The organism is Undibacterium sp. RuTC16W (genome assembly GCF_049339445.1).
In the GTDB taxonomy this organism is placed as follows: domain Bacteria; phylum Pseudomonadota; class Gammaproteobacteria; order Burkholderiales; family Burkholderiaceae_D; genus Undibacterium.
On the sequence record NZ_JBMPPE010000008.1, the window covers coordinates 38467 to 53575 of the forward strand.

11 protein-coding genes are annotated in these 15109 nt (G+C 48.2%); 3 read left to right on the plus strand and 8 right to left on the minus strand.

The genetic code is table 11. The features are described 5' to 3' along the window. Window positions 1–46 precede the first annotated feature (46 nt). The 5 genes from ACO0K4_RS15365 to ACO0K4_RS15385 all read right to left on the minus strand — a co-directional run bounded on the left by ACO0K4_RS15365 (window position 47) and on the right by ACO0K4_RS15385 (window position 9345). Window positions 47–1744: an alpha-amylase family glycosyl hydrolase gene (locus ACO0K4_RS15365; RefSeq protein ID WP_422957527.1), complete on the minus strand. Its 1698-nt coding sequence runs from the start codon at window positions 1742–1744 to the stop codon at window positions 47–49. Between the two features lie 92 nt (window positions 1745–1836). After that, a complete protein-coding gene (locus ACO0K4_RS15370; RefSeq protein ID WP_422957528.1) occupies window positions 1837–3159 on the minus strand; it encodes an MFS transporter in 1323 nt (440 codons plus the stop codon). 266 nt (window positions 3160–3425) lie between these two features. Then, window positions 3426–4637, minus strand: a complete 1212-nt coding sequence (locus tag ACO0K4_RS15375) for a cation:proton antiporter (protein ID WP_422957529.1) — start codon at window positions 4635–4637, stop codon at window positions 3426–3428. A gap of 298 nt (window positions 4638–4935) precedes the next feature. Then, window positions 4936–6444: a tryptophan halogenase family protein gene (locus ACO0K4_RS15380; protein WP_422957530.1), complete on the minus strand. Its 1509-nt coding sequence runs from the start codon at window positions 6442–6444 to the stop codon at window positions 4936–4938. Between the two features lie 87 nt (window positions 6445–6531). Continuing rightward, entirely contained in the window at window positions 6532–9345 is a 2814-nt protein-coding gene (locus tag ACO0K4_RS15385; RefSeq protein ID WP_422957531.1) for a TonB-dependent receptor, read from the minus strand. 592 nt (window positions 9346–9937) lie between these two features. On the opposite strand from ACO0K4_RS15385, the gene ACO0K4_RS15390 reads away from it, so the two are divergent. Then, complete coding sequence (locus ACO0K4_RS15390; RefSeq protein WP_422957532.1) at window positions 9938–10381, plus strand: thioesterase family protein; 444 nt, start codon at window positions 9938–9940, stop codon at window positions 10379–10381. A 66-nt stretch (window positions 10382–10447) separates the two neighbouring features. Then, a complete protein-coding gene (locus ACO0K4_RS15395; protein WP_422957533.1) occupies window positions 10448–11041 on the plus strand; it encodes a flavin reductase family protein in 594 nt (197 codons plus the stop codon). A gap of 58 nt (window positions 11042–11099) precedes the next feature. Here the strand turns inward: ACO0K4_RS15395 and ACO0K4_RS15400 are convergent, their stop codons facing one another. After that, the gene (locus ACO0K4_RS15400) at window positions 11100–11618 is read right to left on the minus strand and encodes a hypothetical protein (RefSeq protein ID WP_422957534.1); all 519 of its coding nucleotides are present in this window, start codon (window positions 11616–11618) and stop codon (window positions 11100–11102) included. 55 nt (window positions 11619–11673) lie between these two features. Here ACO0K4_RS15400 and ACO0K4_RS15405 point away from each other — a divergent pair, with 55 nt between their 5' ends. Beyond that, window positions 11674–12393, plus strand: coding sequence for a ribonuclease HI family protein (locus ACO0K4_RS15405; protein WP_422957535.1), 720 nt, complete (start codon window positions 11674–11676; stop codon window positions 12391–12393). A 94-nt stretch (window positions 12394–12487) separates the two neighbouring features. Here the strand turns inward: ACO0K4_RS15405 and lnt are convergent, their stop codons facing one another. Further along, window positions 12488–14035, minus strand: coding sequence for an apolipoprotein N-acyltransferase (gene lnt / locus ACO0K4_RS15410; protein ID WP_422957536.1), 1548 nt, complete (start codon window positions 14033–14035; stop codon window positions 12488–12490). Between the two features lie 63 nt (window positions 14036–14098). Further along, window positions 14099–14977 carry an HlyC/CorC family transporter gene (locus ACO0K4_RS15415; protein WP_422957537.1) on the minus strand — a complete coding sequence of 293 codons (879 nt, stop codon included), beginning with the start codon at window positions 14975–14977 and terminating at the stop codon, window positions 14099–14101. Window positions 14978–15109: the final 132 nt, after the last annotated feature.

Below are 15109 nucleotides of genomic sequence, written 5' to 3' on the forward strand. Positions count from 1 at the left end.
TTCATTTTTTCGGCAAAAAACATTCATCGGAATAAGCTGCACTCATCTATTCGGCAGCGATTAAAATCACCGGAGCACTACCGGGAAACAAGGCCTTACCGTTAGCAACCGTGGTACTCGTTCCGGAATAGTAGTCTCTGACTTTCTGTCCATCGGCGAAAACACCTGCCACACTAATCGCAACCGTCCCCCCTACCGGCACATCAAGCGCGATAACGACCTTGTCATTGATTCCGTTCGCCTCATAGGTGCGTCTGAAGGTATATGGCTGCTCCGCTATTTTCTGATGGACACCTGCCCCCACCGCCGGATGTGCGTGACGGAACAGGCCCAGCTTGCTCCAATGTGTGCGTACGTCGGCAGGACTTACTCCGTTACGTACGGCATTTGCACTCAACTCACTCCAGTTCATCGGTGAGCGTAAGTTTGCGTCACCTTCAGCGCCGTCAACGACTAAGACCCGGGCTGTTTCATCACCATAATAAATTTGCGCAGCACCCGGACTTAATAATAATTTGGTAGCAGCTTCAAACGGTCGTTGACGCAAGCGATCAAAAGGCTCGCCATCATCATGTGAGCTGATGTAGTTCAGCACGGAATAGCTTTTTAAAGGTCCGTTTATTTTTGCAGAATAATTACTGAATAAGGCTTCATATGACTGGTTCGCGTCAGACTTGAAGCCGAAATTAATCAGATTATCAAAGCCGTTGTCATAAAAATTAACGCGACTACCGCCATCCATTGTGTAATACAAGCCTTCTGCAATACTGTAACCGTAGACTTCTGCCGTCATGAAGAAGGGATCGTTACTCAGTTTTTTATCTGGATGCCGATACTTCCAATCCTCGTATGCAGCACTGGCAACTTGCTTCAATTCTTTCCAGACAGCAGGCTCTACGTGCTTAGCTGTATCTGCCCTGAAGCCATCGACACCAAACTTTTTGACCCAGTCTGCATGCCATTTCATCAGGTAATAACGTGGCGCACGCGGCCAGCCTGTGCGTGTGAAGAACTCATCCAGTTCTTTAACTTCACGTTCATAGCGTCCCTCTGACTTCCATTTTTCTACCAATGCTGGCGGCAACGCGACAGCCTGATTACTGCCAGTCAACACGTCGGGAAGATTTTTGACTAAGGTGCAATCGACCGTACTGGTAACATCCTTATAGGTACATGGTGGTCCGGTACGAACCCAGGTATCCGGCCAGACTGGATCACTCGTGGTTACAGGTCCGGTATGATTCATCACCACATCCAGCAGGACACGAATACCGTGTGCATGAGCAGTGTCAACAAATTCACGCATGTCGTTATCGCTACCCAGATTCGCGTCAACACGAGTCCAGTCCCGCGCCCAATATCCGTGAAAGCCATAGGACTTCCCTGTCCCCTCATCCGTCGAGCCATGAATCTGCTCCACAGGCGGTGTCAGCCAGATCACATCAATGCCGAGATCTTTGAAATAACCCGCCTTAATTTTCGCCGTGATGCCAGCGAGATCGCCGCCCATAAATCCACGCAATGGCGCAGCGTCAGAACGGCGACCATATGCAAGATCGTTCGCAGTATCCGCATTATAAAAACGGTCTGTAAGCAGGAAATAGACTGTCGCGTTTTTCCACAAAAACGGAGCACCAGCAGCATGACTGGCAAGCGGCTTTGCCACTTGATCGCTGGCGATAGCTAACGTCGAAAAACTCGAAAAAAACCAAACAAGAACAAGTGGAATCGCAAAAAATTTCATGCGCAGAATTCCAATCAAATCGAAAGTGGGTAAGATTGACGCTACGATCACATCCAGATAAGCGAATTGACTATCTGGACAGACCGGCCATTTTATTTTGTAGCGGCATCGTCTTTTACAAACATCGTCAAAAAACCCGCCAGAATCATGCAGGCACCACCGAGCATCAATACCTTGACCGATTGATTATTGAACCAATGCTTCAGCATGGCGCCAAGTACGACACCTGCCACGATCTGAGGAATAACAACGAAAAAATTGAATAGCCCCATGAAGTAACCCATACGATTTGCCGGCAAGGCTCCCGCCAGAATTGCATACGGCATAGTCAGTACACTAGCCCATGCAATACCAACACCCACCATAGGCAGTAACAACATTTGTTTGGATGTGATGGCAAAGATGCTGATCAGACTGACGCCGCCAATAATCAGACAAAGCATATGTACAAACTTACGACTGGTCCTGGCTGCAAGCACTGGCAATAAAAACGCCACAATCGCGGATACGCAGCCATAGACAGCGAACATCATGCCGACCCAATTACCTGCCTCTTGATAAACGCCCGACTGCGCGTCTACAGAGTGAAATACAACATCAGCAATCGATGGCGTGGTATAGACCCACATAGAAAACAACGCTACCCAAGAAAAAAACTGCACGAGAGCAAGTTGCACCATAGTTTTTGGCATTTGAAAAAAACCGGCAAAAATCTCTTTCAATGCATGAGACATCTTCCGGTTACGCGATTGCTCGGTTAAAAATTCTTGCAAGTTTTCCGGCGGATTTTCTTTACTGGTAAATATTGTCCATAACACTGCAAATAAATACACCATGCCACCGACATAAAATGAATACCGAACCGTATCCGGAATCGCTCCGTTGACCGGGGTATTACTCACGCCCAGATAATCAGTAAATAACGTAGGTAACAACGATGCAATCACACCACCAAAACCAATAAAGAAAGTTTGCATCGCAAAGCCACTGGTTTGTTGACTAGCATCCAATTTATCTCCGACAAAAGCGCGGAATGGCTCCATAGAAATATTCAGAGATGCATCCATCAACCAAAGCACCAACACGGCAATCCAAAGCATCGACGAATTGGGCATCAGAAACATCGTCATTGTTGCCAATACCGCACCAATAAAAAAGAAAGGCCGACGACGCCCCCAAACTGGGTGCCAGGTGTTATCGCTCAGGTAGCCAATCACTGGTTGAACCAACAATCCGGTAATCGGTGCAGCCAGCCACAAGATAGAAAGACTGTCAAGATCCGCACCCAAGGTAGAAAAAATACGGCTGGTATTACTCCGCTGCAGAGCGAATCCAAACTCGATACCGAAAAAACCAAAACTCATGTTCCAGAGCTGCCAGAACGAAAGCTGTGGCTTGTTTGTCGATGTATGCATACTGCCAGTCCCCAATCTTTTTTAATATTTTATGTAAGCGATCAATTTATACGGGCGAACCACCACCACCCAGACGCTCGCCTTTCGCACTATTTTTACAGCCATACTACCATAGCATTTTGTACCAAAACTACAAAATTTAAATTCTCGAGAAAAATTGCATGATTATAATGGTTTTAGTATTCAAATTCACTGAAAAATCCATCAAATAACGCTGTTTTTGTAGCATTACTACCAAATTAATTTGATGGCAAAAATGTACGCCCCTAATTCGATTTTAAAATAATCGCCTTGAGTCGCTGCAATTTCGGATACACCATAGGCACCGTCAGCATCGTACTGGCGATTGCCATCAGCAATAAGGCCGTAAAGGTTTCGTTTGTGATGATATTTTTGTCGAGGAGGATATTGACGAAAATAATCATGATCAGCGCCTTGGTTTGCAGTAACCATCCGATAATCGACGCCTCTCCTTTTTCCCATTTAAGGATTTTTCCCGCGACCTGGATCCCGACCAGTTTGCCAGCCACAGATGCCACCAGCAACACAGCTGCAGCAATAAAAACGGTTACCCCACCAAGCGCCCAATTCGTTTTCAACCCTGTACTTAAAAAGAACACCGGCATGATTGCCAACAGTACGTGATGGCGCATCAAGTCCATTTTTTCCTGATTGAACCAATGCGCATCCATCACCGCGCCCGCAAGGAAAGCACCGACCATAAAATGCAGGCCCGCCCAATCTGCCGCAAAACTACAGGCAGCCAGCCAGATCAGGCCGACATACCAGCTGTCGCGCTCTTGCAGCCATACCATCAGCCTGCGAAAGCCGTAGGTCGCTGCAGCAAAGAGCAACAAGAAAGCCAACTGTCTTCCGACGCGCGTCCAGTCGAGCAAAATGATGGCAAGCACACCCCAAATTGCGATGTCATCGAGACTGGCATAGCGCAAGATCCGCTGACCAATCGGCTGCCGCAGTACATCCAATTTTTCCATCAACAAAATAAGAATAGGTAAAGCGGTCACGGCGCATGCCATGCCTATTCCCAGGATAAATTGCCAGGTCAACGCCTTGCTCCCCACCCATCCGTCAACCGTCAGCATACCCACTGCGGCGACACAGCCAAACAATAGAGGCATCCCCAGTGCCAGACTCGCCGTAATGCCGCTCTCGCGGCGATGTTCCCATGCTTTTTTCAAATCAAGTTCAATACCGGCAATCATCACAAAAATCATGACTGCCCACCACGCAATACCGTTCAAAGACTGAATCACCTGAGGATTAAAAACAAACTGGTAATAGCCGGGAAATGCCGCTCCGAGAATGCCAGGCCCCAGCAAAATTCCAGTAATAATCTGCACCACAACCAGAGGTGCAAAATAATCCGTCCTGCCCACGCGCCAGATAAGATAAGGCACGGTAAAAATAACAAACATCGCGATCAGAAAAATTTCCGTCGTACTCATAACAATTGACATGTGTTTTCCAGTAACCAGAAAAATAATTAGGTGAAGAACCTGTAACCGCTCAAGACGAGCCAGAGCGATGCACTACCTATTTAGGATTTACGCAAAAACTAAAACTACTCACCACTCACAACAAATACACGGAGACACGGAGAAAAGCGGATGTAAGCAATTTCATGAAATATCGATATCAAAATGAACCCACAAGCAGAATGCGCCTGATGGCACAACATGCTTCTGGAAACCGCAGATAGCATGCGGGTTCCATTTGTATAGCAACAGGCATTATCGTTTTATGTAAATCCTGATATTAAGATTTTGCAGCGCAGTGATGGGCTATATACGCTGCATGGTCAGGCATGACATCTACGCATTTGGCGATGACGTCCCTAACGCTCTCCATATACTCAATAATGTCGGCCTCAGATTGTAGATCGACCAATGAATGGTAACTATCCGCCTTCAGATTCTGCCCCTCCAGCACTTGCAGCCAGCCTACTTCGGAAAATAATTCATTATCAATACGCAACAGACGTCCACTGGTTTTAAATAAATCCATCTTGTGCGCCAGCGTGTCAGGAACAGGCATCTCAGCACAAGACTTCCAGAAGCTTGCATCATCACGCTGATTGAGCTTGTAATGAAGAATCACGAAATCACGGATACGTTCGTATTCAAAACGGCTTTGGCGATTATATTCACTGATCTCGGTCGGATTGAATCCCTGGTTCGGGAAAAAATCGATGAGTCGTGAAATCGACGATTGGATCAAATGAATACTGGTTGACTCCAGCGGCTCCAGAAATCCGCTGGATAAACCGATGGCAACCACATTACGATTCCAGCCTTGCTTACGCATACCTGTATTGAATTTCAGCATACGAGGTTCTGCTAACGGTTTACCGTCCAGATTTGCCAGCAGGGTAGCGGCCGCTTCATCATCACTGGTAAATTGACTGCAATACACATGGCCATTGCCAATGCGATGCTGTAGCGGAATCCGCCACTGCCAGCCGGCTTTGTGTGCAGTTGACCTTGTATAGGGAGTCAGCTTAGGCGCAGATTCACAGGGTACCGCCAGAGCACGGTCGCATGGCAACCAATGCGTCCAGTCCTCATAACCGGTCTTGAGCGTCTGTTCGATGAGCAGACCGCGAAAGCCAGAGCAATCAATGAATAAATCACCTTCAATACGCTCACCGTTTTCCAAAACGACTGCATCGATATAGCCATCTGTCTCACGCTGACTTACCTGGACAATCTTACCTTCGACACGTTTGACACCGCGCGCCTCAGAAAATTTGCGCAAAAACTTCGCATACAGACTCGCATCAAAATGATATGCATAAGCAATTTGATTCAGAGGAGAATTAGGAACATCGTGACGCGCTGGCATGAATTTATTCGCCAGTGCCGCCATGCGGGTGATCGAGTATTCGCCCAGACCTTTTGCCTTGCCAAGGCTGCGCATTTTTTGCCAGTACTGATCAAAGCGTACCGTGAACAGATCCTGACCTATCGTCCCGAATCCGTGGATATAGCGATCACCCAGTTTGCCCCAGTTGACAAATTCGATACCCAATTTAAACGTACCCTGCGTTTCTCTGAGAAATTCATTCTCATCAATACCGAGCACCTGATTGAATCGCTGAATCATTGGTATGGTCGCTTCGCCGACACCGACAATACCAATTTCATCCGACTCCACTACACGGATAGAATATTTCCCGCGCAATACCGTCGCCAGAGCCGCCGCTGTCATCCAACCGGCAGTACCACCGCCGACAATCACCACATTTTTTATCAGAGAATTTTGCATGAACTTACCTTAGCGATTAATCAGCATTCCATCATAGCAAAAAACCCCTGCCGGCCAGAGCCAACAGGGGTCATTCGTACATAAGGTTTAGAACTTGTAGTTCGCGCCGAGCAGGTAGGATCTGCCGTAGGTAATTTTGTTGGTAATTACATTTGGATCATTGGCGTATTCCTGGAACGGTGTATTGGTCCAGTTATTTGCTTGGAACAAGACCGACAAGCCTTTAAACCAACCAGTCTGGAATTCGTAAGAAGCTTGCAGATCGATGATCGTCTCGCCCTTTACCATCGTCAACTGCTGATTATCCTGATAGTCGCTGACCTGACCCAAGAAATCAGAGCGCTTACGTGCAGCCCATGCAACCTGGAAGCCATTTTTCTCGTAGTACAGGCGCAGATTGCTGACGCGCTTGGACAAGCCTGGCAATGGAATATTGATCGCGGTGAATGCCACATTACCAAAACCAAATCCTGGCAAAGTGATCTCACTGGAAGTGTCTGAATGATTAACCATGACACCGAAACCATCCAGCCATGGCGTCACGAGAGAGAACGGAATATTCAGAGCAACTTCAAAACCGCTGATATTGCCGCCTTCGCCATTACGTGGTGCCGTCATCAGACCAACCGTAGAACCCTGGTACGCACCAGTGAGTGGCAATGGCGTATTCGCACTGACATAAGGCTTGAAGTCAAATGTTGTCGGCGAACGATAGATGTAAGTATCCAGCTGCTTGTAGAAACCGGCAACACTCAGATAACCCTTTTTACCGAAATATTTTTCGTAAGAGATATCGAGCGATTTCGCGCTGAATGGCTTCAGGTTTGGATTACCACCGGTACCAGTCAAGATAGGATTGGAACCTTGTGTATTCACGCCAAACTGATTACTTGCGCGCATATCATCCATATTGGCACGGGATAATACTTTAGCCGCACCCAGACGAATGAACTGCTCACTGCCGATATCAAAAGACACATTCAGGCTTGGCAATACGTCGGAGTATGTTGTGCCGCCGCTGATTACTTTTGAAGGACAAGTTGCCGCGGTAATACCTGTGCAATTTGCCACATCAACCTGATTACCGGTCGATGACTGATCGGTACGAACGAATTGTGTACCAAAGTTACCTTTGTAGTTCAGACCAAATAACTGTCCATCCAGATCGCCCATTGCATAGGCGGTAGTAACCTTCTCATGCACGGACCAGTCTTTTGCCAGTACAGAGGCGTCAATCCATTGCGCCAGATCATAGATCGAGCCAAGTGAATTAGATGGATCCCAGGACGCGACTTGCAAACCGGTCGTGCCGGCAGTGCCCACTGCAGAACCTGGCATTGTCACAGCAGCATAACCGCCGCCACCTTTTACAACCAGACGACCTTCCTGACCTGCACGGATTTTTTCACGGTCAGACAGATTTAGGCCAAAATGTGCAGCAACAACAGGGCCAAAATTCAGGTCACGGCTTGCAGTGAAACGAATCGCATCCGCCTTGTCATTCAAGGTAGGCAAAGCGACATAACCAGCTTGTGGCGTATTCGGACCACCGCCCCAGCCATTAACGTCCGTCAGTTTGGCAACAGCGCGGTCTGCATAGTTCAGCGATGTCGTGTACTTCACGTCATTGAAGTTACCGCCGTTAAAGCCTGTGTAAGAGATGGTACCAAGTGAGCTTGCGTCGCCAGGCTGACCAGCGGTTGTCTCAAAACGGGAAGCATTTTTATTTGCTTTGGAATGAGACAGATCTGCATCCAGCGTCCACTCATCTAACTTCAATGAGCTGTTCCAGCCAATGGATGTCAATTTATCGTCAGCGGATTCCTGATGATTACGTACGACACCTTTGTAATTACTGAACGTACCGCTGGTAGCTACACCATTGACAATCGTTGCATTGGACAACACACCATTAGGATCATATCCACCCGCAGAGCCGGCAATCGCACCTTCCAGACCCGTTTTTTTCTGAGATGTATAGCCAGAAGAATAGAAAATATCAACTGTCGATTTGAAGTTTTTGTTTGGCTTGAACTGCAAAGTCAAGGATGCGCCATCACGATTGCTTTTGCCAGATTCTGTGTCAGCCTTGAAACCGCCGGGAACAGCAACCTGTGCGCCGTTATAAGCGACAGTAGGAGCCCAGCCACCCCATGAATCAAATTTTTGTTGCGCACCAGTGTCTTCTTTGAACTTAGTCACACCCAGGGCAACGCCGATAGTGCGGTCAGCAAATTGATCCACATAAGAGAATGTCGCACGATCACCCGTTCCCTCGGAAGGCGTTTGTACGCCGGTACGTTGCTTACGATAACTAGCTGCGATGACACGCTTGCCAAAATCCAGCGGCTGCAACGTATGCAAATCAATCGTCGCCGCCAGTCCCTGACCAACCAGGGATGCGTCCGGCGTTTTGTAGATCAAGACAGAACCCATCAGCTCCGCAGGGAACAAATCGAATTCAGGTGCACGAGCATTACCGGTAGACGCTTGCTCGCGGCCGTTCAGCAAAGAACCATTGAAACTTGGCGCCAGACCACGAACACTGACGTCAGCGGCTTTACCAGAGCTACGGCTACGTTGTGCAGTGACGCCAGGCAAACGTGCGATCGACTCAGCAACGCTGGCATCCGGCAACTTGCCGATATCTTCAGCAGAGATCGCCTCAACGATAGAACTATTATTCCGCTTGATATCAATCGCGGCTTCAATACCCTTACGAATACCGGTCACAACAACCGTGTTGGCATCCTCTGACTTAGCAGCATCAGCCTGCTGCGCATAAGCATTACCCGCCGATGCAGAAATCAACACTGCACATGCAGCAGCGATCGGTGTCACATTGAACGCAAAGCGATTGATGGCGACACTCCCATCCTGCTTCTTCTTAAAGCTAGTCATTACCCGTCTCCTTGATTTTTATAAAAAACCCAACTCCAGCAGCAAATTCTTGGCAGCTCAAACTTTTTTGTAACTATCGCTAACTTGATGCCCCAAACCGAGTTTGTACTAAAACTAAATTACGTGTCAATTAATTTCTACGTAATTTTACGGAACAAAATATCTTACCCTCAGAGAAAAACATCTATGAACGTTGTGTTTGAACCACAGTCAATCTTAAATATTTATGTAGTCATACTACATAAATATTTTGTAGTGACTAGATTTTCCCAAAGCGCATTGGCTTTATTGTCATTTTTTTCCAAAGCGCATTGGATTTTTTGTGGTTTAAATGAAAATAATCTACTCCTCCAAACTGGCGCCAAACATCTGCCGAAATTCGTTCGCCACAAGGGTAATATTCGGGTGTGACTTACTACTGCTGTTCAGTTAAACCATATCCTTTGTTCTCGTCGTTCCGGCGAAGCCGGAATTTAGTGCCGTCATTGCCAAAAGACGCTGCCCCCGCCTGCGCAGAGATGGCGGCGTCAGGTTGAGGGCTTAACTAAACGACCTTGGTATTACACATCCTATTTTTTGAAAAAGAATTTTTATGGCACGTCTTAGTCTGCATTTTCCCGAAAACCAATATTGCTACACCACTCTGCTTACCGTCCGCGTCACTGACATTAATGCAGCCAATCATCTTGGCAACGATTCGATGATTTCCATGATCTCGGAAGCACGCGCACGGTTTTTATTTGAATTTGGCATTGGCGAAACTGAGGACAACGGCACAGGCATTATCGTGACCGACCTTGCAACAACGTATAAAGCCGAAGCGCATGCACGAGATCAGTTGCAGTTTGAAGTCGGTGTCATGGACTTCAACAAATATGGTGGCGATATTACCTTCCGTATTACCCGTCCATACGATCACAGTCTGATTGCCATGGCAAAATCCGGTTTCGTTTTTTATGACTATAAACAAGCAAGCGTAGTTGCCATGCCAGAGAGCTTCAGAACCAAATTCCCACTCGTTAACTGGCTAGCCTGATAGCGCGCCTTATCTCTACTGGATCCAAGTTATATGCTGATTGATTTTTCTACCCTTGAACCCCGCATGGCCTACTTCTGGATGGCATCGACGATCACACCGCGACCAGTCGCGTGGGTTTCGACACGATCCCAACATGGACGGACAAATTTAGCGCCATTCAGTTTTTTTCAGATGATTACACCATCACCGCCGACGCTGATGTTTTCACCGCTGGTGAACAGTAATGGTAGTATGAAAGACACTGTGAGGAATATCAAAGAAACCGGTGAATTCGTCGTCAATCTGGTATCACACGATCTGGTCAAGCTGATGAACGACACCTCATTTGGCTACGATGCAGAGATCAGCGAATTTGAGCAGTGCGGAGTAGGCTCCTTACCGTCAAGCAAGATCAACGTGCCACGTGTTGACGGCACGCCTGTCAGTTTCGAATGCAAGCTGAGTCAGCTCATGCCTTACCCGGCACATGCGCCATCCTGTTACGTGATTTTTGGTGAAGTCGTGGCAGCCCATATTGACGACGCAATTCTCGGCGACGACCGGCAAATCGATCCGATGAAACTCGATCTGATCTCACGCATGGGAGCTGACTGGTACGGCCGGACTAAAGCAACAGAAAATTTCACTCTTGCGAGACCGACGGGCTGGGCACGCTGACCTGCATTATTGATCGGTATCGTTGTTCAGTATGCAATATGGCTATCAGCCAGATTGATTAAGGCAGACGAGTCGATACGGAAGTAACTTGTGCGCCAAAGAAGTTAGTATCGATTTTGAAGGCCTCCTTGATACGCTGCTGTCCTTCCGTATCATCGGGCAACTGAAAAACTACCGTCAGATATTTGAGTGAACCAGTCACATTATTCAATGCAGATCCCGACGTCAGCTGTGATGCCTGCGGTGAGCTGGCAGATGTAGCAGCCTTGGGGGGGGCGACGGGACTGGCGTCGTCATCGGCCAGTAGCAGGGTCAGCTCGGATGCAATTTCTGCTTCATTGACGATCATGCTGGTATGCGGCTCAGGCCATTTTTTTTGCCCGCCGCTACCAATCGCGAAACCGCCGGTACACTCATACTCCGTATCGGATATTTTAGCGTAATGAAACGGCGCCCAGCCTGCGACCTGATGTTTCTTGATTGCTGCCAACTCGATTGCCTGAGCATACGTGCCACCATTGGCAATCATGCCAACCGGCAGAAATGACAGGCTTTCGTTTTTATCTTGATCCGACATAGTTCGCTCAGCTTAGTTATTATTTATTTACAACATCTAGTGTATACGAGCATTCATGCCAACTCACGATTTACTCCTGTCCATCGCTTTTAAAGCAGAGCTCAAGCAAAGTCGCCGCCTGATCAAGGCAGGTGAGTTTACTGAAGAAAGTGCGCTACAACGCGTGCTGCAAAAGCAAGCCGGTGAAGCTGGCCTCGATGTCTTGATTCAGCAGCGTCAGGTGATCGGTCAAAAACGCATAGCCGCATCGGCATTACGTCAACAGCAAAAATCCGAAAACACTCTGCGCAGACAAGCGTCCGCTTCAGTCGACGCCATGGCGTACTGTCGTACCTGGCAAGCATGGTTCGACGGTTCCGCACATCCGAATCCGGGAAAAATCGGTATCGGTGGCGTGCTGATCAGTCCTGACGGGCAACGCATCGAAATTAGCCGGCGCATGCCCGATGGCGACAACAATGAAGCAGAATTCCATGCCTTGCAAAGTGTCCTGTTACGCGCACTGGAATTGGGTGTTGATCAATTACGTGTCTGGGGTGATAGCCGCGTCGTGATTGATACCATCAACAATGCAGCACATGGGATTGAGAGCGTTGCGATGCAAAAACAAAACTCCACGGTGCCGCATTTTCCGTCGAGTATTTTGCAAACCCTTTTTTTACAAAGTGTAGCGTTGGCGAGCCAATTTAGGGAGTTACGCCTGCACTGGATACCGAGAGAGAGAAATGCCATCGCCGACGCTTTGTCGCAAGCAGCAATACTAAAAAGTATTTAAAAATATAAAAACTATCGCTAAGACTCGCTGGTCTTGTTGCCTTCGACATTGTTTTTATACTTTGCTGTTCTTCACTCTACTTCCTTGCAAGCTCTCATTGCACAAGTGCGCCAGCAGAACCTGATCGTCTGGCAGACATATACGCCAGTAACAATGCCAGTACGGCAATCACCAACACACAAAGATTCCCCCACCGCACATACGGCGTCAGACCGCTTGTTCCCTGCACGCTTGACCGCAATACTTGCCGGGTCAAAGGCTGCGCCAGCGCAGTCACCCTGGCATTTGCGGCGATCACTGCGGTAGCGCCTGTATTGGTCGCTCTGAGCATAGGGCGACCGGTTTCCAGTACGCGCATTTGAGAAATTTGTAAATGCTGCGGAATTGCAATCGAGTCGCCGTACCAGGCAATATTCGATGCATTCAATAATATCGTCGGACTATGCGCACCTTCCGAAAGCTGATGTGCAATTTCTTCGCCAAATAAATCCTCATAACAAATATTCGGCATCACCAGCTGGTCCTTTACTTGCATCGGTGCCTGTAAGACACCAGCACCGCTAAAGTCTCCCAAAGGGATATGCATCAAATTGACAAACCATCGAAATCCGAAGGGAATAAATTCACCGAACGGTACCAGATGATGTTTGTCGTAACGGTAAGCGCGCGATGCATATTCCCTGGAAAAACCGAGGATACTGTTCGTATATTGATCACCACCATCATGCACGCCCAGACCGATCGCGAGATGGCTATTCGTACTTTGCGCAAACGCATTCAGCGTCGGCAGATAATCAGGTGGCAGCTGGCTGGACAATACAGGTAAAGCAGTCTCAGGAACCGCCACCAGGTCCGCCGGTGCGTTGAGAATCATGTCGTGATACAAGCTGAGCGACTCGCCGATATGCTCAGGATTAAATTTCACATCTTGCGCAACATTTCCCTGCAATAAACTCACGCTGAGCGGCTGACCGTATGGCTGCGTCCACTGCACTTGCCGCACAGCCAGACCACCGCAAGCAATGACAACAACTGCCAGCAATAAACGCAAGCGCCAGATTTTTTTCCGTACACCGAGCGCCAAAGCACCTGCCAGCAAAGCATTAATCCAGCCAAGCCCATACACGCCGAACAGAGCGGCAAAACCGGCTAATGGACTGTCTGTGTGCGCGTAACCAGATGCCAGCCAGGGGAAACCGGTAAATACCCAGCCACGCAGATACTCGGATAACATCCAGAATACCGGCATGACCAGCAGCAGACTACTGACATCAGTGAGCTGCCAACGCTGCTTTAATTTTGTACTAAGAAGCAAAGCGAGACCGGCATAGCACGCGAGATACGTGACCAGTAAAGCAAGCGCCACAATCGCCATCAGCCAGGGCATGCCACCGTAACGTGTCATCGCGATCAAGAGCCAGCTCACGCCGCAAAATAACCAGCCAAAGGCGTATATCCATCCCAGCAAAAACTGACGGCGCAGAGAAGAAAAACTGGGCGACTGGCTTAACCAGAAAATCAGCGCAAGACTAATTGTCTGCCATGGCCAGAAATAAAAAGGAGCGAATGCAAAGACATTCAAACCACCCGCCAGCAACGCCAGCAAGATGGATGAACGAAAAGACAGATGAAGAGCGCGCAAGTGAGTTAACTCAGCATGAGGATGCTAGCGACAAGAACGATACGAATGAGGACAACATCCACCTCATTCGTCGGCCACTAGCACTGGCCGTTTTTCGACCAGTAAAATTTGTACCTGGCGCGCATCGGCACGCAAGACTTCAAAATGCAGATTGCCAATATTGAATTCTTCGCCCTTATGCGGCACGTGCTCCAGATAGTCAGTTACAAAGCCACCGATGGTATCAAGCTTTTGATCAGAAAAATGTGAACCCAGTACGGTATTGAATTGTTCAATCTCGGTCAGGCCTTTGACACGCCAGCGCACACCATCACCGTTATTTTCCAGCGCGATGATATTGTCTTCTTCTTCATCGAAGTCATATTCATCTTCGATGTCACCAACGATCTGCTCCAGCACATCTTCGATCGTGATCAGGCCGGCGATACCACCGTACTCATCCACCACCATCGCCATGTGATTGCGGTTCGCACGAAAATCGCGTAGCAGGATATTCAAGCGTTTTGATTCCGGGATATACACCACCGGACGCAACATCACGCGCACATCAAACGACTCTTCAGCGTAATAGCGCAATAAATCTTTCGCAAGCAGAACGCCAACTACCTTATCGCGATCACCTTCAATCGCAGGGAAGCGGGAATGCGCCGTCGACAAGACTTCAGGCATCCATTCTTCGATCGGTTTGGAAATATCAATCACGTCCATCTGGGAACGCGGCACCATGATGTCGCGTGCAGCAAGATCAGATACCTGGAACACCCCTTCGATCATCGCCAGCGCGTCGGCGTCGATCAGGTTACGTTCTTGCGCGTCGTGCAGGACTTCCAGCAGTTCGGCGCGGTTCTCAGGTTCGGGAGAAATCAGTGCGGTCAAGCGTTCAAACAATGACCTGTGTGGTTTAACGTCAGATGGTCTGACGCTACTAGAGTGCTCTTGCATATAAGGCATAACGCCGTTGTTTCAATCCTATAGGATACAACAAATGCAGCCCCGCCCCAAATTTTGAATGTTTTTTGCTTAATTTAAACTCGGATTTTGGTTTATTTTTGCTTATTTTTTATTCATCACAGC